Annotated in this window: 20 protein-coding genes; 2 read left to right on the plus strand and 18 right to left on the minus strand. The window is 61.3% G+C overall.

The features are described 5' to 3' along the window. Positions 1–42: 42 nt before the first annotated feature. The 15 genes from V7773_RS29095 to V7773_RS29165 form a co-directional block, all read right to left on the minus strand. Entirely contained in the window at positions 43–1,011 is a 969-nt protein-coding gene (locus tag V7773_RS29095) for a GTP 3',8-cyclase MoaA (protein WP_336076361.1), read from the minus strand. A 153-nt stretch (positions 1,012–1,164) separates the two neighbouring features. Next, positions 1,165–1,803, minus strand: coding sequence for a TetR/AcrR family transcriptional regulator (locus V7773_RS29100; protein ID WP_060741238.1), 639 nt, complete (start codon positions 1,801–1,803; stop codon positions 1,165–1,167). A gap of 383 nt (positions 1,804–2,186) precedes the next feature. Further along, the gene (locus V7773_RS29105; protein WP_063324921.1) at positions 2,187–2,981 is read right to left on the minus strand and encodes a TatD family hydrolase; all 795 of its coding nucleotides are present in this window, start codon (positions 2,979–2,981) and stop codon (positions 2,187–2,189) included. An 11-nt stretch (positions 2,982–2,992) separates the two neighbouring features. Next, entirely contained in the window at positions 2,993–3,349 is a 357-nt protein-coding gene (locus V7773_RS29110) for a PilZ domain-containing protein (protein ID WP_053180946.1), read from the minus strand. A gap of 125 nt (positions 3,350–3,474) precedes the next feature. After that, the gene (locus V7773_RS29115; protein WP_072344216.1) at positions 3,475–4,461 is read right to left on the minus strand and encodes a DNA polymerase III subunit delta'; all 987 of its coding nucleotides are present in this window, start codon (positions 4,459–4,461) and stop codon (positions 3,475–3,477) included. Next, positions 4,454–5,086, minus strand: a complete 633-nt coding sequence (tmk, locus tag V7773_RS29120) for a dTMP kinase (RefSeq protein ID WP_063324919.1) — start codon at positions 5,084–5,086, stop codon at positions 4,454–4,456. Before tmk ends, V7773_RS29115 begins: the two co-directional genes overlap by 8 nt. A gap of 19 nt (positions 5,087–5,105) precedes the next feature. Further along, positions 5,106–6,266, minus strand: a complete 1,161-nt coding sequence (gene mltG / locus V7773_RS29125) for an endolytic transglycosylase MltG (protein ID WP_086936743.1) — start codon at positions 6,264–6,266, stop codon at positions 5,106–5,108. 3 nt (positions 6,267–6,269) lie between these two features. Beyond that, entirely contained in the window at positions 6,270–7,085 is an 816-nt protein-coding gene (gene pabC, locus V7773_RS29130; RefSeq protein ID WP_336076362.1) for an aminodeoxychorismate lyase, read from the minus strand. Next, positions 7,085–8,329, minus strand: coding sequence for a beta-ketoacyl-ACP synthase II (gene fabF, locus V7773_RS29135; protein ID WP_063324916.1), 1,245 nt, complete (start codon positions 8,327–8,329; stop codon positions 7,085–7,087). Before fabF ends, pabC begins: the two co-directional genes overlap by 1 nt. Before the next feature lie 108 nt (positions 8,330–8,437). Then, positions 8,438–8,674: an acyl carrier protein gene (gene acpP, locus V7773_RS29140; RefSeq protein ID WP_003175607.1), complete on the minus strand. Its 237-nt coding sequence runs from the start codon at positions 8,672–8,674 to the stop codon at positions 8,438–8,440. A 191-nt stretch (positions 8,675–8,865) separates the two neighbouring features. Continuing rightward, positions 8,866–9,609, minus strand: coding sequence for a 3-oxoacyl-ACP reductase FabG (gene fabG / locus V7773_RS29145; protein WP_336076363.1), 744 nt, complete (start codon positions 9,607–9,609; stop codon positions 8,866–8,868). A gap of 15 nt (positions 9,610–9,624) precedes the next feature. Continuing rightward, positions 9,625–10,563 (minus strand): ACP S-malonyltransferase, encoded by a 939-nt coding sequence (fabD, locus tag V7773_RS29150; protein WP_003204258.1) that lies wholly within the window; start codon positions 10,561–10,563, stop codon positions 9,625–9,627. 123 nt (positions 10,564–10,686) lie between these two features. Further along, positions 10,687–11,697, minus strand: a complete 1,011-nt coding sequence (gene plsX, locus V7773_RS29155; protein ID WP_336076364.1) for a phosphate acyltransferase PlsX — start codon at positions 11,695–11,697, stop codon at positions 10,687–10,689. 4 nt (positions 11,698–11,701) lie between these two features. Then, on the minus strand, positions 11,702–11,884 hold the full coding sequence (gene rpmF / locus V7773_RS29160; protein ID WP_003179396.1) for a 50S ribosomal protein L32: 183 nt from the start codon (positions 11,882–11,884) through the stop codon (positions 11,702–11,704). A 13-nt stretch (positions 11,885–11,897) separates the two neighbouring features. Beyond that, on the minus strand, positions 11,898–12,425 hold the full coding sequence (locus V7773_RS29165) for a YceD family protein (RefSeq protein WP_003204262.1): 528 nt from the start codon (positions 12,423–12,425) through the stop codon (positions 11,898–11,900). A 105-nt stretch (positions 12,426–12,530) separates the two neighbouring features. On the opposite strand from V7773_RS29165, the gene V7773_RS29170 reads away from it, so the two are divergent. Next, positions 12,531–13,109 (plus strand): Maf family protein, encoded by a 579-nt coding sequence (locus V7773_RS29170; protein ID WP_063324914.1) that lies wholly within the window; start codon positions 12,531–12,533, stop codon positions 13,107–13,109. Between the two features lie 138 nt (positions 13,110–13,247). Here V7773_RS29170 and V7773_RS29175 read toward each other — a convergent pair whose 3' ends face one another. From V7773_RS29175 to rluC, 3 genes are read right to left on the minus strand one after another with little or no spacing between them, the layout of a single operon-like run. Next, a complete protein-coding gene (locus tag V7773_RS29175; RefSeq protein WP_336076365.1) occupies positions 13,248–14,237 on the minus strand; it encodes a S49 family peptidase in 990 nt (329 codons plus the stop codon). 20 nt (positions 14,238–14,257) lie between these two features. After that, positions 14,258–14,920: an HAD-IA family hydrolase gene (locus tag V7773_RS29180; RefSeq protein WP_336076366.1), complete on the minus strand. Its 663-nt coding sequence runs from the start codon at positions 14,918–14,920 to the stop codon at positions 14,258–14,260. Next, on the minus strand, positions 14,910–15,866 hold the full coding sequence (gene rluC / locus V7773_RS29185; RefSeq protein ID WP_063325247.1) for a 23S rRNA pseudouridine(955/2504/2580) synthase RluC: 957 nt from the start codon (positions 15,864–15,866) through the stop codon (positions 14,910–14,912). Before rluC ends, V7773_RS29180 begins: the two co-directional genes overlap by 11 nt. Positions 15,867–16,565: 699 nt before the next feature. Here rluC and rne point away from each other — a divergent pair. Beyond that, the gene (gene rne / locus V7773_RS29190; protein WP_336076367.1) at positions 16,566–19,763 is read left to right on the plus strand and encodes a ribonuclease E; all 3,198 of its coding nucleotides are present in this window, start codon (positions 16,566–16,568) and stop codon (positions 19,761–19,763) included. The last annotated feature ends 38 nt before the right edge of the window (positions 19,764–19,801 follow it).

A 19,801-nucleotide genomic window follows, 5' to 3' on the forward strand; every position in this document is an offset into this window, starting at 1 on the left:
ACAGCCCAGCGGGAGCAAGCTCCCTCTCCACAAAAGCCTTATTCAGCCGCCGATGATTTTCATGATGGTCGCGCCGCCGGAGAATGCCACTTCCTGCTTATCCCCCAACGCCTTGACCAACAAGCGCTGAAGCGCCGGCAATGCCTGGTGACGGGGCTTGTCCAGCAGGTCGCCGACGAAATGACGGTTACTCGACGACAGGCAGCCATGCAGCCAACCCGTGGAAGACAACCGCAACCGTGAGCAGGTACGGCAGAAAGGCACGCTTTCGTTGGCGATCACGCCAAAGTGCCCCAGTCCCGGTATCTCATAGCGCACCGCGGTAGCATCCACCGGCGCATCGGCTTGCAGGTATTCGTACTGATCGCCGATCAGGCTGAGCAGTTGCTGGAGACTGACGAACTGTTGCAGGAAAGCATTGGAGTCGCTGGCCAGGTGCCCCATGCGCATCAACTCGATGAAACGCAACTCATAGCCACGTTCCAGACAGTATTCGAGCAAAGGCATCACCTGGTCCAGGTTCTGCCCGCGCAACGGCACCATGTTGACCTTGATTTTCATCCCGGCGGCTCGGGCCTGTTCCATGCCGTCGAGCACGGTCGCCAGGTCGCCGCCCCGGGCGATACTGCGAAACGCGGCGGGGTCCAGGGTGTCGAGGGAAACGTTGATGCGACGGATACCGGCGTCTACCAGCAAGGGCAGTTTTTTCGCCAGCAACTGGCCATTGGTGGTCAGGCTGATGTCCTCCAGGCCCATCTGCCCCACCGCCATCATGAAATGCTCGAGCTTGGGGCTGACCAACGGTTCGCCGCCAGTGATGCGCAGCCGCTCGATGCCAGCGGCCTCGATCAAATAGGCCACGCCACGCGCCATGGCCTCGGCCGACAGTTCATCCTGCGCAGCCACCAACCGCTTGCCGTCAGGCACGCAATAGGTACAGGCGTAATTGCAGGCTGAAGTCAGGCTTATCCGCAGATTACGGAAACGCCTGCCTTGACGGTCAACGATCATGGGTCACTCCGGCACGAGAAAAATCGGACTCGCAAAAATTGACCTAGAAATCAAGATTTCGCAAGACCCAAGCCTGAGTATATTACTGGGACACTGCGCCATGTAAGCGGACATGGCGCAATAAGACAGCTGAATGTCTTGGCCTGTGCGGCCTCAGTTGCTCGGGACGTCGGTATCGCGCTTGCGCTTGTTGCCCATGCGCACACCAATGTCCATCAGGAACTGGAAGAAACCTTCCTGGTCTTCCAGCACGTTGCTCCAGAACGGTGAGTGATACAGCGCCACCGCGCCATGCACCAGCGCCCAGGCAGCGCAGTAATGGAAATAAGGCGGCACATCTTCGAGCTTGCCTTCGCTGATCCGGCCCTTGATCAGCAGCGTCAGGCGTTCGAAGTTCGAGGCGCGGATCTTGTGCAGCTCCTCGACCATCTCCGGCACCTGGTTGCCCTTGACCACTTTCTCTTCCAGGCGATCGAACAAGCGGTAGCGCTGCGGGTCGCGCATGCGGAACTCGAAGTAGGCCCGGGACAGGGCCTCCTTGTCCTTGTCCACATCGGCCGAATGCAGCAGCTCGTTCAAATCGCGCTCGTAGTCGAGCATCAGGCGCAGGTAGATCTCCGCCTTGGATTTGAAATGTTTATAAATCGTGCCTTTGCCGATACCCACGGCATCCGCAATCATCTCGACGGTGACACTGTCTTCACCCTGGTCGAGGAACAACTTGAGCGCGGTGTCGAGAATTTCCTGCTCGCGGCGGCGAAACTCACGGACCTTACGGGGTTCTTTGTGCATAAGAAAAAGGTCTGAAGGGTCAAAATTCGAAGCCGGGTATTATGCCTAACTTACGCAAAAATGCACGGATCATCCGTTCTCGGCCACTGTTCTTCACAAAACCGACACGCCCGGCTCGCCGTTTCTCACGCCAATGCGCCGCGCCTGCGAGGTTTGGCGACAGTGAGAACTTATCCGAAGCGAGCGTATTCCAAATTTGTTTAAAAACCACCCCGGCCAGACTGGACGGGTTGGCATACTGATCAATACTTGAACTGTCGGCGCGACATCTCCCCCAAGTGACGCGCTGATGAAGGTACCAACGGACCGCGTGCCTTTGTTTTACTCCTAATGGTCTTAACCCGGATTCACCCCCCAGAACCCGGGTTTTTTTTGCATGGAATTCAGGCTTGCGCCACACGCACGTGAGCCAGTGGAAACAACTGCTTAAAATTTTCCGTCGTCTGCTCGGCAAACCGCTCGTAGGACTCACCGCGCAGCATCGCCAGGAACTCTGCCACTTCCCGTACGTATTGCGGAAGGTTCGGCTTGCCACGATAGGGAATGGGCGCCAGGTAAGGCGAGTCGGTCTCCACCAACAGCCGATCAGCCGGCACTTTGCTGGCAACGTCGCGCAGTGCATCGGCATTGCGGAACGTGACAATCCCGGACAAGGAAATGTAATAGCCCATGTCCAGGGCGGCCTTGGCCATGTCCCAATCTTCGGTGAAGCAATGCAGCACCCCGGCCTGGGGCAGCGCGGCGTCACGCAGCAAGGCCAGGGTGTCGGCCCGGGCGCCGCGGGTATGGATGATCACCGGCTTGCCGGTTTGCCGGGCGGCCTCCAGGTGTAGCCGAAACGACGCCTGCTGCACGTCGGCGGCTTCCGGTTCGTAGTGATAGTCCAGGCCGGTTTCGCCGATGGCGACTACCCGTGGATGGTCCAGCTCACGCAACAACCAATCGAGCGCCGGCGCGGCGTCGGGCTGGACATCCAGGGGGTGAACACCGACCGAGCAATCGACATCGGCATAACGTTCGGCCAGCGCCTTGACGTCGGCGGCGTTGTCGGCGCTGACGCCGATGCACAGGAAATGACCGACACCCCGTTCACGGGCCGCGTCCAGCGCAGCATCCAGGGAGCCGCCATGGGCAGCGAGGTCGAGACGGTCAAGGTGACAATGGGAATCTACAAGCATAAAAGGCCGGGCTACATCGTATGAGTGGGACGGTCGGACTTCAGGGAGCCGGCCAAGTGGGTTTCGATCTGATTGCGGGCTGAATTGTCGCCGTCGCTGAATTGCACACCAACGCCGGCGGCCCTGTTGCCCTGGGCGCCTTTGGGGGTAATCCAGATCACCTTGCCGGCGACCGGGATCTTTTCCGACTCATCCATCAGGCTCAAGAGCATGAACACTTCATCACCCAAGCGATAATTCTTGTTGGTGGGAATGAACAGGCCGCCGTTCTTGATGAAAGGCATGTAGGCGGCGTAAAGCACCGACTTGTCCTTGATAGTCAGGGACAGGATGCCGTTGCGTGGCCCGGGACTGACAGGTTCGTTCATGCTGATCTCCGCTGCGATTGAGCTGAGTTTAGCGTCCTGTGTCACAAATACTGTTCCTTTTTGACGGCGTCTGTTGTCGTCAAGAAAGGAACGTATTGGCGAAACAGGACACTGGGCCGTGTCTGTCAGTTTCGACCCGGCAAACTCGCCCACTGCACCAACAGCGCCTCGAGCAACAGCACCCGATTGAGGTTCGCTTTGCCCAGCACCTTCTGACGTTGGGCAAGAATCCAGTCCTGAATGTTCAAGATTTTATCCTGACTGCTTTTTTGCGCCAGGTACTGGATCACCTTGCGCATGTCCGCCAACCCCAGGCCAGCCTCGTCCTCGGTCAATTGGTAGCGCAGGATCAGGCTCGACCAGTCGCAGAACCAGTCAAACAGCAAGAGCAACGGGATCGCGTTCCAACCCTCGGCCAGTTGCGTGGGGGACTGCTGCTGCTTGAGCAGTTTCTTGACCCCATCCACCACCAAGGCCCGCTGCTCCCGCACGCCCTGGGCCTGAAGGCTGACAGCCGCCAGGGGCGAGCCGGCCGCCAGGGTCAGCAACTCGACACGCTCTTCGTCGCTGCTGTCGGGCAAGGCCTGGGCCAGCCACTGCAAGCTCATCGCCTCGCTCGGCAGCGGGCAGGCCTGTTGCACGCAGCGACTCTTGATGGTCGGCAGCAAACGACTCGGCTGGTGGCTGACCAGCAACAGCACGGTGTCGCCGGAAGGCTCTTCGAGACTTTTAAGCAAGGCGTTGGCGGCGTTGATGTTCATCGACTCGACGGGTTCGATCAGCACCACCTTGCGCCCGCCCATCTGTGAGGTCTGGACCACGAAGCTGACCAGATCCCGAACCTGGTCGACCTTGATCGCCTTGTCCGCCTCCTCCGGTTCCAGCACGTAATTATCGGGATGGCTGCCCGCCTTGAGCAGCAGGCAGGACTTGCACTCGCCGCAGGCGTTCGAGACACCAGGACGCTGGCACAGCAGGCTGGCCATCAGGCGCTCGGCCAGTGCCCGCTTGCCGATGCCGGCCGGGCCGTGCAGCAGATAGGCGTGGGCATGCTGGGCACGACCGGCCAGTTGCTGCCAGAGGCCGTCTTGCCAGGGATAGGCTTCAGCCACGGACGCGCTCCAGCAAACGCGGCAGCAAGCCGTCCAGGGACTGTTGGACCTGGGCCAGCGGTTGCGCGGCATCGATCAGCAGGTAACGCGCCGGATCGGCCTTGGCGCGATTCAGGAAGGCACTGCGTACGGCGTTGAAGAAAGCCTGGCCCTCCAGCTCGAAACGATCCAGCCGACCACGGGCACTGGCGCGGGCCAGGCCGATTTCCACCGGCAGGTCGAACACCAGGGTCAGGTCTGGCCGCAGGTCACCCTGGACGAAGGTTTCCAACGCACCGATGCGCTCCACGGACAAGCCCCGGCCGCCGCCCTGGTAGGCATAGGTCGAATCGGTAAAACGATCGCAGAGCACCACTGCGCCACGGGCCAGCGCCGGGCGAATCACCTCGGCCAGATGCTGTGCCCTGGCCGCGAACACCAGCAACAGCTCGGTGTCGGGGTTCATGACCTCTTCAATGGGCGCCAGCAGCACCTCGCGAATTCGCTCGGCCAGCGGCGTACCGCCCGGTTCGCGGGTCAACACCACCTCGATGCCAGCCGCCCGCAGGCGTTCGGCCAGGTATTCGCGGTTAGTGCTCTTGCCGGCGCCTTCCGGGCCTTCCAGCGTTATAAACAAGCCAGTCACAGGCGATCCTTAATCAAAGTCATTGCGGGCTCGGCGGCTCGCTGGCATCCGGTTCGGGAGCCGGCACTTGGGGCGGCACCTGGGGTACAGCGTCGGGCGCCGTGTCGGGTGATGCCGCGGGAATGGGTGCCTGCTCGTCCGGTGTTGCCGGGGCCGGACTGGAGCGGTAATCGGCACGGCGCTTGAGTTGGAATTCGCGCACCGCGTTGTTGTGCGACTCCAGGTCATCGGAGAACACGTGGCTGCCGTCACCGCGGGCGACAAAGTAAAGGCTGTTGCCCTGCGCGGGGTTCAACGCGGCATGAATCGCCTCGCGCCCCACCATCGCAATCGGCGTCGGCGGCAGGCCAGGAATCAAATAGGTGTTGTACGGATTTTCTTCTTTCAGATGGGCGCGGGTGAGTTTGCCGGTATAGCGCTCGCCCAGACCATAGATCACCGTGGGGTCAGTCTGCAGCAGCATCCCCAAGCGCATGCGCCGCACAAAGACGCCGGCAATCTGCCCGCGTTCCTGGGGCACGCCGGTTTCCTTCTCCACCAGCGACGCCATGATCAGCGCCTGATACGGCTGGGTATAAGGCACATCGGCGGCACGCTGTGCCCACTCCTTGGCGAGCACGTCTTCCAGGCGCTCGTAGGCTTTTTTCAGCAGGTCGACGTCCGAGGTGCCGCGCACGAAGCGATAGGTATCCGGGAAGAATCGGCCTTCGGGAAATATCCCGGAGTGACCCAGACGGTCCATGACCTGGGCGTCGCTCAGGCCGGTGAGGGTCTGCTGGAGTTTTTCATCCTTGGCCAGTGCGGCGCGTACCTGGCGGAAGTTCCAGCCCTCCACCAGCGTCACGCTGTACTGCACCACTTCGCCGCGTTTCCAGACACCGATCAGGCCTTCCATTGTCATGCCCGGCACCATCCGATATTCACCGGAATGCAGTGGCTGGTCGGCGAGATTGAAGCGCCAATAGATCCGCAGCCAGAAGGCGTCCTTGATCAGGCCATCGGCTTCGAGGCGCTTGAGGGTTCCGGTCGGGGTGGTCCCGTTGGGCACGTCCAGCAATTCTTCCTGGGTGATGTTCAGCGGCTGTTGCAGCGCCGAATGAATCTTCCAGGCCGAAGCGCCCAACATCAGCCCTGCCAGAACCAGTCCGGTCTCCAGCAGCAGCAAGAATTTACGTCTCACGAATCAAACATCCAATAGCGCACGGGCAAGGGTTTGCAGTTTACGGGTGAGCGGGCCAACCGACCAGCGCGCCGAACCGCATCCGCATACCGGCCACACGCCATAAACGCTGTTGCAGACGAAGACTTCATCAGCCTGGTGCAGCTGTTCGAGACTGATATCCGTGATTTGCGTGGCGATGCCTTGCGACTTGGCTTGAAACAATAATTCTGCGCGCATCACGCCGGCCACGCCGCAACGGCTCAGGTCCGCCGTGAACAACACGCCGTCGCGCGCCAGGAACAGGTTGCTGAAGACACCTTCGATCACCCGCCTGGACGTATCCAGCATCAAGCCTTCGGCGTATTGCCCATCGCTCCATTCGGCACGAGCCAGCACTTGTTCCAGGCGATTGAGGTGTTTGAGGCCGGCAAGCAAGGGCTGCTCGGACAACCGCACGCTGCAGGGAAACAGCAGAACGCCTTGTTCGGCATGGGCGGCGGGATAAGCGGCTGGTGGGCTCCCTTGCAGGATGCGTCGGGCCGGGGTCGAGGGATCTGCGGCATAACCGCGCAGACTGTCGCCACGGGTCACGATCAGCTTCAGCACGCCGTAGCCCAGGCGCCGGGCATAGGCATTCAACTCGGAGCTCAACGCGCTCATGTCGACGTTGAGCGCCAACCGCCGGCAACCGGTTTCCAGGCGTTGCAGGTGACGCGCCAGCAACACCGGTTCGCCACCCTGCACGGCGAGGGTCTCGAACAACCCATCGCCGTAAGCCAGGCCGCGATCTTTCAGCGACAGGACGTCGGCCGGCTGACCGTCGACCCAGCTTTCCATCAACCGGCGAACCGGCGGAACACCAGCGAACCGTTGGTCCCGCCAAAGCCGAAGGAGTTGGACAGCACCACATCGATGTCCATGCTGCGGGCAGTGTGCGGCACGAAGTCCAGGTCGCAACCTTCGTCCGGCTCATCGAGGTTGATGGTCGGCGGCGCTGTCTGGCTGTTGATCGCCAGGACGCTGAAGATCGCTTCCACCGCCCCTGCCGCACCCAACAGGTGACCGGTCATGGACTTGGTCGAACTGACCGCCAGCTTGTACGCGTGATCGCCGAACACGGTCTTGATCGCCTGGGCTTCGGCCAAGTCGCCGGCCGGGGTCGAAGTGCCGTGGGCGTTGATGTACTGCACCTGCTCGCCGTTGAGTTTCGCATCACGCAAGGCGTTGGCGATGCAACGGGCAGCACCGGCGCCATCGGCCGGTGGCGACGTCATGTGGTAGGCGTCGCCGCTGGTGCCAAAGCCGATCAGTTCGGCGTAGATGGTCGCGCCGCGCGCCTTGGCGTGCTCCAGCTCCTCGAGCACCAGCGCACCGGCACCGTCGGACAGCACGAAGCCATCGCGGCCCTTGTCCCATGGCCGGCTCGCACGGGCGGGCTCGTCGTTGCGGGTCGACAGCGCACGGGAAGCACCAAAGCCCCCCATGCCCAGGCCGCAAGCCGCCATCTCGGCGCCACCGGCAATCATCACGTCGGCTTCGTCGTACATGATGTTGCGCGCGGCCATGCCGATGCAGTGGGTACCGGTGGTGCACGCCGTGGCAATGGCGTAGTTGGGTCCCTGGGCACCCAGGTGGATGGACAGGAAACCGGAAATCATGTTGATGATCGAGCCCGGCACGAAGAACGGAGAAATCCGTCGCGGCCCCGATTCGTGCAGCGTGCGGCTGGTTTCTTCGATATTGGTCAAGCCGCCAATACCCGAGCCCATGGCCACGCCGATGCGTTCACGGTTGGCGTCGGTGACTTCCAGCCCGGCGTTGCGCACTGCCTGGAAACCGGCTGCCAAGCCGTATTGAATGAACAGGTCAAGCTTGCGAGCTTCCTTGACCGACAGGTATTCCTCGACATTGAAGCCCTTTACCGAGCCGCCAAAACGGGTGGAATAGGCAGAAAGGTCGGTGTGTTCGATCAGACCAATGCCACTGCGGCCAGCCAGAATGCCCTGCCAACTGCTCGGCACATCCGTGCCCAGTGGCGACAACATACCCATACCGGTGACTACGACGCGTCTACGCGACACAGCACTCTCCTTTTTCTAATGACGACTTTGCATCAGGCCTAAAGAAAAAACCGCACGCCGTGATGGCAGTGCGGTTTTTCCATGACAGCTAGCGACGACTAAAAACGATTACGCCTGGTGGCTGGTAACGTAGTCGATAGCAGCTTGTACAGTAGTGATCTTCTCAGCTTCTTCGTCAGGAATCTCGGTCTCGAATTCCTCTTCCAGAGCCATCACCAGCTCAACGGTGTCAAGGGAGTCGGCACCCAGGTCTTCTACGAAGGAAGCGGTGTTCACAACTTCTTCTTCTTTAACGCCCAGTTGCTCGGCAACGATTTTCTTGACGCGCTCTTCGATGGTGCTCATACCTTGTTTTCACTCCTAATGGACAAATTCAGGCAGCTGGCCGGTGGGTAAGTGTATAGAAGAACTTTTCGGTTTTTCAACCGAAAGCTTCACTCCTCAAACCCTGCGGCCCGCCGTCTATAAATTGATTGCAGCTTTATAACGGATTTTAGACAGCTCGTATGACATTTTTTTGAAGCAATCCGTCACATTTAACTCATGTACATCCCGCCGTTCACCGGGATTGTAGCCCCGGTCACGTATGCCGCACCGTCCGACGCAAGAAAAGCGACCACGGACGCGATTTCTTGAGCTTGCCCCAGACGACCCAGCGGAATCTGTGTCAACAAGGCTTCGCGCTGTGCTTCCGGCAGTTCACGGGTCATGTCGGTGTCGATGAAACCCGGTGCAACCGAGTTTACCGTAATCGAGCGCGAACCCACTTCACGCGCCAGCGCACGGCTGAAACCTTCCAGACCGGCCTTCGCCGCAGCATAGTTTACTTGGCCTGCGTTGCCCATGGCACCCACAACAGAACCGATACTGATAATTCGACCCCAGCGAGCCTTGGTCATGCCACGCAAAACGCCCTTGGACAGCCGGTACAGGCTGTTCAGGTTGGTGTCGACGACGTCGAACCATTCGTCATCTTTCATGCGCATCATCAGGTTATCGCGGGTGATACCGGCATTGTTGACCAGGATCGCCGGCGCACCGAACTGCTCCTGGATGCTTGCCAGCACCGCCGCAACGGATTCGTCGCTGGTGACGTTCAACTCAAGGCCGATGCCTTGGATGCCGTTTTCCTTCAGGGTCGCAGCAATACGCTCGGCGCCCGAAGCGGAAGTCGCGGTGCCGATGACGATGGCGCCTTGACGACCCAGTTCCAGGGCGATGGCCTGGCCGATGCCACGGCTTGCACCGGTCACCAGTGCAACTTTACCTTGCAGACTCATGCAAGCTTCTCCTGTTCAGGCCTGCGCTGCACGGGCGGCAGCGAAGGCGTCTGGGGTGTTGAGGTTGGAAGTCGATACGCCTTCGGCGCAGCGTTTGTTCAGGCCTGCCAGCACTTTGCCAGGGCCGCACTCGACCAGCTCGGTCGCGCCCTTGGCCGCCAGGGTCTGCACCGATTCGACCCAGCGAACCGGCTTGTAGAGTTGCTCCAGCAGATCACGCTTGAGGGTCTCGAGATCCGGCGCCACGTTGGCGCTGACATTCTGCACCACGGGAATCTGCGGGGCCTGCCAGTCGATGGCGGCGATGGATTCGGCAAAGCGCTCGGCAGCCGGACGCATCAGTTCGCAGTGCGACGGCACGCTGACCGGCAGTGGCATGGCGCGCTTGGCTCCACGGGCCTTGCAGCCCTCGATGGCGCGCTCGACAGCCGCCTTGGCACCGGCGATGACCACTTGGCCCGGAGAGTTGAAGTTCACCGCACTGACCACATCGCCTTGCGCCGCTTCGGCACAGGCGGCCAACACATCGGCGTCTTCCAGGCCGAGGATCGCGGCCATGCCGCCCTGCCCGGCCGGAACCGCTTCCTGCATCAACTGGCCACGACGCTCCACCAGTTTCACCGCGTCGCCCAGGCTCAGGCTGCCAGCGGCTACAAGGGCGCTGTATTCGCCCAGGCTGTGACCGGCGACGAATGCCGGGCGCGCGCCGCCTTCAGCCAGCCACAGGCGCCACAATGCGATCGAGGCGGTCAGGATGGCCGGCTGGGTTTTATCGGTTTGATTGAGGCGCTCTTCCGGCCCTTGCTGGGTCAGTGCCCAGAGGTCATAGCCGAGCGCATCGGAAGCTTCTTTGAATGTTTCGAGGATCAGCGGGTATTGCGCGCCCAGCTCGGCCAGCATGCCGAGGGACTGCGAGCCCTGTCCTGGAAAGACGAATGCGAGGGAAGCAGACATGAAAACAAAGCCCCTAATGATCTTGTCGTCAAAAATTGACGCCCCTGGGGGCGCTAGGAAACTGAGAGTTGGATGGCGGCTTGAACCGACCGGTCACATTTAAGCATTGTCGGACGAAAACGCCTAAGTTAACAAATCCTCGAGGCGACCATGCAGACGCTCCGGCAGGTTTTCCTGGATCTCGATCACCGCTCGGTTGATCGCACTCTGGAATCCCTGCACCCCCGCCGAACCGTGACTCTTGATCACGATCCCCTGCAACCCAAGGAAACTCGCACCGTTGTGCCGCGCTGGCGCCAGGTCCGCCTGCAACCGACGCATCAACGGCAGCGCCAGGGCGCCGACTACCCGCGAGGCGAAGCTTTGCTTGAACAAGGCCTCGATGCGCTGGCCGATCATGGTCGCCAGGCCTTCGCTGGACTTGAGCAGGATATTGCCGACGAAGCCGTCGCACACCACCACATCGGCCTCGCCACGGTACAAGCCATCGCCTTCGATGAAGCCGATATAGTTGATGCCGCGCGCGCCCTGCAGCAGCGTGGCCGCCAGCTTGACCTGCTGGTTGCCCTTGATGTCTTCGGTACCGATGTTCAACAACGCCACACGAGGGCGCACGATGCCCAGGGTTTGCGCCGCGACCGAGCCCATCACCGCAAATTGCAGCAAATGTTCGGCACTGCAATCGACGTTGGCCCCCAGGTCGAGCAACTGACAAAACCCACGCTGGGTCGGAATCGCCGCCACCATTGCAGGCCGGTCGATACCCGGCAAGGTCTTGAGCACGTAGCGCGACAGCGCCATCAGCGCACCGGTATTGCCAGCGCTGACGCATGCCTGGACCTTGCCATCGCGCAGCAGCTCAAGGGCTACCCGCATCGAGGCGTCAGGCTTGCCGCGCAGGACCTGGGCCGGCTTTTCGTCCATGGTGATGATTTCGGACGCCGGGGCAATCGTCAGGCGCGCGCGGTCGACAGCCGATTGGCCGCTGAGCATTTCTTCCAGGAGGGAGGGTTGACCGACGAGGGTCAGGTGCAGCGAGGGCGTAGCATTCAGACAAGCAAGGCTGGCCTGAACAATGCTGCGGGGACCGAAGTCCCCGCCCATTGCGTCAATCGCGATGACTTGAGCGGACAAGTGATTACTCGTCGGCGCCCTTGTCGATCACTTTACGGCCACGGTATACGCCTTCTGGCGATACGTGGTGACGCAGGTGAACTTCACCAGTGGTTTTTTCTACGGACAGGGTGCTAGCCTCGAGAGCGTCGTGCGAACGGCGCATGTCACGGGCAGAGCGGGATTTTTTGTTCTGCTGAACAGCCATAATTGATTAACTCCTAAACGTTTGGGTCACGCTTTAACTGCGCCAATACACTGAACGGGTTGGACCGCGTTACCTCGTCCTCGCTCGGTTCGGGCTCATCTGCTCCCGCCGGCTGCTGGCATTCTTCCGGATGATGAGCAGGCACAATGGGCAAGGCGAGCAGAAGCTCCTCCTCGATCAGTGACTGCAGATCCAATGGATCTTCGCCCAGTTCCAGCACGTCATAACCTTTCGGCAACGACTGGGTATTCGCACCCTCCTTCACCACGGCGTAACTGCATTCGCTGTGGATCGGCAGGGTGACCAGCTCAAGACAACGCTGGCAAACCATTTTGACTTCAGTGTCGATAAAGCTGTGGATTACCACAGATTTACGTTCATCTCGTTCAAAAACGAATTTGGCCTGGACCGTACCGACATCGTCGGAAAGCGGGTCGCAGAGTCTCTTCAAATCGGCCAGCAGCAGTTCACCTTGAAGGGTGGTGCCACGGTCAGCCAATTTGCGCGGGTCAACGTGAGGTGGAATCGGGTCATTCAACATAGGCGCAGCATTATAGGGATGCCCCCGGCCATGTCAAAGGAAATTCAGCCCTGTCCGTCACTTGCGCGCCTCGCTAGAATTCGCCCCTGCCTTTTGGAGCCGCCCATGCTGCCTTTATTACTTGCCTCAAGCTCGGTCTACCGCCGGGAATTGCTTGCCCGCCTGGGACTGCCGTTCGTCTGCTGCTCACCCGACATCGATGAAAGCCGTCGTCCCGGCGAGCCCGCCCTTGAACTGGTCAAGCGCCTGGCCCGGGAAAAAGCCCTGGCACTGGCCGACAGCCACCCGGCGCACCTGATCATCGGCTCAGACCAGGTCGCCGTACTCGGCGAACGCATCCTGGGCAAGCCTCACACCTTCGAGAACGCTCGCGAGCAATTGTTGGCCGCCAGCGGCGCGAGGGTCACGTTCCTGACAGGCCTGGCGCTGCTCAACAGCCAGACCGGCCACTGCCAGGTCGATTGCGTTCCATTTACCGTGAACATGCGCGCACTGGACCCAGGGCGCGTCGAACGCTACTTGCGGGCCGAGCAACCCTATGACTGCGCGGGCAGCTTCAAGGCCGAAGGACTGGGCGTGAGCCTATTCCAGAGCACCGAAGGCCCGGACGCCACCAGCCTGGTTGGCCTGCCGTTGATTCGTCTTGTGGATATGTTGCTGGCCGAGGGTGTGCAGATCCCCTGAAGCAGCCCGGCCTGCAAACCTGTGTGGCGAGGGAGCTTGCTCCCGCTCGGTTGCGCAGCGACCGCAACAAACGGGGCTGCTGCGCAGCCCAGCGGGAGCAAGCTCCCTCGCCACAGGGATCGAGAACAGCACTGGCAATCAGCGCAACACCGGGCCTTGGAACCCCATCCACATCGCCAAATGCTCGGCAATGCTAGCCCCCAGCTTTTTCGAGAAACGATCGAACGGCGACTCTTCGATCGTGAAGTCCACGAGGTCTTTCTGACCGATCACATCCCGCGCCACCGAACTGGCACTGCCCAAGCCGTCGATCAGGCCCAGCGGCAACGCCTGCTCACCCGACCAGACCAGCCCGGAGAACAACTCCGGATGCTCCTTGTCCTTCAGGCGCTCGCCCCGGCCTTTCTTGACGCTGGCAATGAATTGCTTGTGAGTGGTATCGAGCACGCCCTGCCAAAAAGCGGTTTCTTCAGGCTTTTGCGGCTGGAACGGATCAAGGAAGGATTTATGCTCGCCGGAGGTATACACGCGACGCTCCACCCCCAACTTATCCATGGTCCCGACAAAGCCATAGCCGGCCGCGGTCACACCAATGGAGCCCACCAGACTGGCCTTGTCGGCATAGATCTGGTCCGCCGCGCTGGCAATGTAATAAGCACCGGAGGCACCGAGATCGGAAATGACCGCATACACCTTGGTATCCGGGTGCAATGCGCGCAGCCGCACGATCTCGTCGTAAACGTACCCCGACTGCACCGGGCTACCGCCTGGACTGTTGATACGCAGCACCACGCCCTTGACCTTCGGATCCTCGAAGGCGGCCCGCAGGCTACCGACGATGTTGTCGGCACTGGCAGGCTCCTTGTCGGCGATCATGCCCTCGATATTGATCAAGGCGGTGTACGCCGAGCCGGCGACAGCGCTTTTCTCCATGTTCATCAGCGGCGTGAACAGCGCCAGCGCACCAAAGAGATAAATAAAGGTCAGCAACTTGAAGAAAATACCCCAGCGGCGGGAGCGACGCTGTTCCTGCACGCTGGCGAGCAAGGTTTTCTCCAACAGCTTCCAGCTTTTGTCATCCCCGCTCTCGGCGCTCGCCTTGACAGGTGCTTTCCATTCATCGGTCATGCGTGAATCCCCAGCAAAACTTAAAGAGCCCGCTGGCTCAGCCAGGCGTGCAACTCAGGAAAATGATCAATGGCCAGTCGCGGCTCGAATACCCGTAGCGCCTCGATCGTTTGAGCGCCGTAGCTGACCGCCACCGACCCCATGCCGGCGTTGCGCGCCATCTGCAGGTCGAATGACGAATCCCCCACCATCAGCGCCTGCTCCGGCGGCACGTCGCAGTGCGCCAGGATCTGCTCGAGCATCAACGGATGCGGCTTGCTGGCGGTTTCGTCCGCGGCACGGGTGATGTCGAAATAATCCTCCCAGCCGTAGGACTTGAGCACTCGATCCAGCCCGCGACGAGCCTTGCCGGTCGCGACAGCCAGGTGATAGCCCTCGGCCCGCAGAACCTCCAGCGTAGCCGCCACACCCTCGAACAACGGTGAAGGCTCGGCGTCCAGCGCGATGTAGTGATCGGCGTAATGCTGACGAAAAACCACCAGCTCATTGTCGTCGATTTCCGGGTACAGGCTGCGAATAGCTTCTGGCAATCCGAGACCAATGATGCCTTTTACCGCTAAGTCGTCGCACCGGGCATACGCCATGCGGTCCGAGGCGACATGCATCGCCTCCACGATCCGGCCAATGGAGTTGGCCAGAGTGCCATCCCAATCGAAGATCAACAGTTTGTAGTCAGGATGCACTCAACCGCTCCACGGTCTTGGCCCACATGTCGTCCACCGGGGCCTGCAATTTCAGCTCGCCACCATCGGGCAGCGGCACGGTCAGCATGTAAGCATGGAGAAACAGGCGCTTGCCGCCCAGATCGCGGATTTCCTTGGTGAAATCGTCATCGCCGTACTTGCTGTCGCCGGCAATGCAATGCCCGGCATGCAAGGTATGGACACGGATCTGGTGGGTGCGCCCGGTCACCGGTTTGGCTTCGACCAGGGTGGCGAAGTCATCGAAACGGCGCAGCACCTTGAATACCGTCAGCGCCTCCTTGCCCTCCTCATTGACTTCGACCATGCGCTCGCCGGAACGCAGGTTGCTCTTGAGCAACGGCGCACGGACTTGCTTGATGGAGGTTTCCCAGCGACCACGCACCAGCGCCATGTAGCGCTTGTCGACGCCGTCGCCGCGCAATTGCTCGTGCAGGTGGCGCAACATGCTGCGTTTCTTGGCGATCATCAGCAGGCCGGAGGTGTCGCGATCAAGGCGGTGGACCAGCTCCAACTCCTTGGCGTCCGGACGCAACTGACGAAAGGCTTCGATCACACCGAAATTCAGGCCGCTGCCGCCGTGAACCGCAATGCCTGCAGGCTTGTTGATCACGATCAGGGCTTTGTCTTCATAGATAATCGAGGCTTCAAGGCGTTGCAGCAGCCCCTGGGCCAGGGGCACCGGCTCATCGCGCTCGGGCACGCGAACCGGCGGCACGCGCACGATGTCACCGGCCTGGAGCTTGTACTCGGGCTTGATCCGACCTTTGTTCACTCGCACTTCGCCTTTGCGCAAAATGCGGTAGATCAAGGTCTTGGGCACGCCTTTGAGCCGGGCCAGCAGGAAGTTATCGATTCGTTGGCCGGCATATTCCGGCGAGACCTCGAGCAGTTGAACGCCAGGGGTCGAAGGGGCAGTAGTTGTCATGGCGGCGATCATAACAATTTTTTATGGAATTGAAGCACTTAATCATTGCTGCTATAGTCGCGAACGCCGCCAAAAGTGGCTGGACAGTGGACCAGCGGTCAAAAACCGGCCCTGACCAACGCAATTCACGAGGACGAGAGGCCGTCCTACGGGGCTTTCGCTACGTAACGGTAGAGTTTTCAGGTGTAACGAGCGCAGGTGACATGAGGCCTGAAATACGCCGCAAAGCAGAGTTTTGACTCGCCTTGCGCGCCACATTCACGGCCAGTTCACAAAGTGCAGTCAACTGCGGACGACCCCGAGCGAATGCTTCGGAAACAACGCCTAAATTAGCCATGATGCGTGACCTCCCCTTCCGGAGCTCACGGTAAATGCCAACCCGCTGCGGATTCTGCGCGCGGCAGCACCCGAATTATCAGGGATACGTGTAGGGTGGAGATGTACAACCGTCGGACTGTGTAGCACTAGGCTTATATTTAGACGCTTCATCTCGTCCACAGGCGCCGGTTGATTCCTCCTCCTGACTGAGTGCTTGAGTACCAGCAAGCAGGACGCGTCCGTCGCGACTTCGCCATCATTGGGTCGAACTCGCTGGACACTGGAGTGGCCTTGCCATCTCCAGGACGCACCTGACACCGACCGTGAGAAGTCGTGTGTGCCGAACGCCGTTTCCGGCAGCCCGGAAACCGACGGTACTACATGAAAAGAATGCTGATTAACGCAACTCAACCCGAAGAGTTGCGTGTTGCACTGGTAGACGGCCAGCGCCTCTACGACCTGGATATCGAATCCGGTGCACGCGAGCAGAAGAAGGCCAACATCTATAAAGGCCGGATTACTCGCATCGAACCAAGCCTTGAGGCTGCCTTTGTCGATTTCGGCTCCGAGCGCCACGGCTTCCTGCCCCTCAAAGAAATCTCCCGCGAATACTTCAAGAAGGCCCCCGAAGGCCGCGTCAACATCAAGGACGTCCTGAGCGAAGGCCAGGAAGTCATCGTCCAGGTCGAAAAAGAAGAACGTGGCAACAAGGGCGCCGCCCTGACCACCTTCATCAGCCTGGCCGGCCGTTACCTGGTCCTGATGCCGAACAACCCTCGCGCCGGCGGCATCTCCCGCCGTATCGAAGGCGAAGAGCGCAATGAACTGCGTGAAGCCCTGAACGGCCTGGTTGCCCCGGCTGACATGGGCCTGATCGTGCGCACTGCCGGCCTGGGCCGCAGCAGCGAAGAAATGCAGTGGGACCTCGACTACCTGCTGCAACTGTGGACCGCCATCAAAGAAGCCTCGCTGGATCGCTCCGCGCCGTTCCTGATCTACCAGGAAAGCAACGTGATCATCCGCGCCATCCGCGATTACCTGCGCCAGGACATCGGCGAAGTGCTGATCGACAGCGTCGAAGCCCAGGACGAAGCCCTGACCTTCATTCGCCAGGTGATGCCGCAGTACGCCAGCAAGATCAAGCTCTACGAAGACAGCGTTCCGCTGTTCAACCGTTTCCAGATCGAAAGCCAGATCGAGACCGCCTTCCAGCGCGTCGTCGAACTGCCGTCCGGCGGCTCCATCGTCATCGACCCGACCGAAGCCCTGGTGTCCATTGACATCAACTCGGCCCGCGCCACCAAAGGCAGCGACATCGAAGAGACCGCCCTGCAGACCAACCTTGAAGCGGCCGAGGAAATCGCCCGTCAGTTGCGCCTGCGCGACATCGGCGGCCTGATCGTCATCGACTTCATCGACATGACCCCGGCCAAGAACCAGCGCGCCGTGGAAGAAAAGGTCCGTGAATGCCTGGAAGCCGACCGCGCTCGCGTACAGGTCGGTCGCATCTCGCGCTTCGGCCTGCTGGAAATGTCCCGTCAGCGCCTGCGTCCGTCCCTGGGCGAAAGCAGCGGCATCGTCTGCCCTCGCTGCAACGGCACCGGCATCATCCGTGACGTCGAGTCGCTGTCCCTGGCGATCCTGCGCCTGATCGAAGAAGAAGCCCTGAAAGACCGCACCGCCGAAGTTCGCGCCCAAGTGCCGATCCCGGTGGCCGCGTTCCTGCTCAACGAAAAACGCAACTCGATCACCAAGATCGAACTGCGGACCCGTGCCCGCATCGTCATCCTGCCGAACGATCACCTCGAGACGCCGCACTTCGAAGTGCAGCGCCTGCGCGATGACAGCCCGGAAGCCCACACCAACCAGTCCAGCTACGAAATCGCTGCTGCCGCTGCCGAAGTGGAAGAAGTCCAGCCGGCCGCCGCCACTCGCACCCTGGTTCGCCAGGAAGCTGCGGTCAAGACCGCTCCGGCCCGCGCCAATGCTCCGGTTCCGACCGAAGTGGCCGCTCCGGTTGCCGCCCCGGCCGCCGCACCAGAGCCAAGCCTGTTCAAAGGCCTGGTGAAGTCGCTGGTCAGCCTGTTCGCCACCAAGGAAGAGCCGGCCGCCCCGGCCGTTGTCGCCAAGCCTGCCACGACCGAGCGTCCTGCCCGCAACGAAGAACGCCGTAACGGTCGCCAACAGACCCGCAACCGCAACGGTCGTCGCGACGAAGAACGCAAACCTCGCGAAGAACGTGCACCGCGTGAAGAACGTGCGCCACGCGAGCCGCGTGAAGAGCGTCAGCCACGCGAAGCCCGTGAGGAAGCGCCAGCCGTAGCCCGCGAAGAGCGTGCACCGCGTCCGCCCCGTGAAGAACGTCAGCCGCGCGCACCGCGTGAAGATCGCAAGCCACGTGGCGAGCGTGAAGAACGTGTTCGCGAACTGCGCGAGCCACTGGATGCCGCCCCGGCTGCTGCTGCCGCCACCGCTGAAGAGCGTCCGGCCCGCCAGCCTCGTGAAGAACGTGCACCGCGTCCGCCACGTGAAGAGCGCCAGCCACGCGCCGAGCAAGCAGCCGCCGCTGCCAGCGAAGAAGAAGTGCTGAACACCGAAGAGCAGTTGCAGGAAGACGGCCAGGACACCGCCGAAGGCGATCGTCCACGCCGCCGCTCCCGTGGCCAGCGTCGTCGCAGCAACCGTCGTGAGCGTCAGCGCGACGCCAACGGCAACGTGATCGAAGGTTCGGAAGAGTCCGAGTCCACCGAGAACACTGAAGCGCCAAGCGCTGCCGATCTGGCTGCCGGCCTGGCCGTGACTGCGGCCGTTGCCAGCAGCGCAATCAGCGCCCCGGCCGAAGCCCAGGCTCACGAACAAGCCGAACGCGCGACCGCGGCGGTGGAAAGCGCGCCAGTTGCCGAAGCTCCGGTGGTCGAAGCCACTACCCCAGTAGAAGTCACCGCTTCGCCAGAAGTGGAAGTCGCCCCGGCCCATGAAGCCCAGGTTGCTGAAACTGAAGTGGTCGCCGAGCCTGCACCGGTTGTCGAGCAGCCAGTGGTAGCCGCTGAGCCGGCCTTCGAGGCACCGGCCGAGGAAAAGGCACCGGAGCCTGCCCGCGAGGAGCAGACTGCATTCAACTGGACCGCCGAGCCAGCCGCACCAGCACCTGTTGTCGAGCCAGAACCGACACCAGAGCCCGTGAAAGCGGTCGAGCCAGAAGTGGTTGAGTCTGCTCCAGTGGTCGAAGCACCCGTGGTTGCCGAAGCCCCTGCCCCAGTGGAAGCGCCTGCACCCGCCAGCGCCCTGACCGCGAACGGCCGTGCGCCGAACGATCCGCGCGAAGTGCGCCGTCGCAAGCGTGAAGCCGAGCGTCTGCAGAAGGAAGCCGAACAAGCTGCCGCTGCTGCCGCTCAAGCGCCTGCTGCCGAGCCAGCTCCAGCCGTGGGAGAAGTCGCCGAGGCAGCCCCTGCCCCGGTCGCCGAGACCCCGGTTGAATCAGCTCCGACATTCGACGAACCTCAGCACACCGCTGAGGAAGTCGTGCCGCGTCACACTGAAGCCCTGGAAAAAGAGCACGAGCCTAAACCTCACGCCTGATTCCACCGCCCAGTAAAAAGCCCCGCCTGGTGATGCCA

The sequence above is a fragment of the Pseudomonas sp. 3JA genome (genome assembly GCF_036961705.1).
Taxonomy (GTDB): domain Bacteria; phylum Pseudomonadota; class Gammaproteobacteria; order Pseudomonadales; family Pseudomonadaceae; genus Aquipseudomonas; species Aquipseudomonas fluorescens_Q.

What these genes read in the sequence shown, in the direction of transcription:
- V7773_RS29095 (WP_336076361.1), bottom strand. Translation starts at nt 1,011, where the DNA reads ATGATCGTTGACCGTCAAGGCAGGCGTTTCCGTAATCTGCGGATAAGC.
- V7773_RS29100 (WP_060741238.1), bottom strand. Translation starts at nt 1,803, where the DNA reads ATGCACAAAGAACCCCGTAAGGTCCGTGAGTTTCGCCGCCGCGAGCAG.
- V7773_RS29105 (WP_063324921.1), bottom strand. Translation starts at nt 2,981, where the DNA reads ATGCTTGTAGATTCCCATTGTCACCTTGACCGTCTCGACCTCGCTGCC.
- V7773_RS29110 (WP_053180946.1), bottom strand. Translation starts at nt 3,349, where the DNA reads ATGAACGAACCTGTCAGTCCCGGGCCACGCAACGGCATCCTGTCCCTG.
- pabC (WP_336076362.1), bottom strand. Translation starts at nt 7,085, where the DNA reads ATGGAAAGCTGGGTCGACGGTCAGCCGGCCGACGTCCTGTCGCTGAAA.
- acpP (WP_003175607.1), bottom strand. Translation starts at nt 8,674, where the DNA reads ATGAGCACCATCGAAGAGCGCGTCAAGAAAATCGTTGCCGAGCAACTG.
- fabG (WP_336076363.1), bottom strand. Translation starts at nt 9,609, where the DNA reads ATGAGTCTGCAAGGTAAAGTTGCACTGGTGACCGGTGCAAGCCGTGGC.
- fabD (WP_003204258.1), bottom strand. Translation starts at nt 10,563, where the DNA reads ATGTCTGCTTCCCTCGCATTCGTCTTTCCAGGACAGGGCTCGCAGTCC.
- rpmF (WP_003179396.1), bottom strand. Translation starts at nt 11,884, where the DNA reads ATGGCTGTTCAGCAGAACAAAAAATCCCGCTCTGCCCGTGACATGCGC.
- V7773_RS29165 (WP_003204262.1), bottom strand. Translation starts at nt 12,425, where the DNA reads ATGTTGAATGACCCGATTCCACCTCACGTTGACCCGCGCAAATTGGCT.
- V7773_RS29170 (WP_063324914.1), top strand. Translation starts at nt 12,531, where the DNA reads ATGCTGCCTTTATTACTTGCCTCAAGCTCGGTCTACCGCCGGGAATTG.
- V7773_RS29175 (WP_336076365.1), bottom strand. Translation starts at nt 14,237, where the DNA reads ATGACCGATGAATGGAAAGCACCTGTCAAGGCGAGCGCCGAGAGCGGG.
- rluC (WP_063325247.1), bottom strand. Translation starts at nt 15,866, where the DNA reads ATGACAACTACTGCCCCTTCGACCCCTGGCGTTCAACTGCTCGAGGTC.
- rne (WP_336076367.1), top strand. Translation starts at nt 16,566, where the DNA reads ATGAAAAGAATGCTGATTAACGCAACTCAACCCGAAGAGTTGCGTGTT.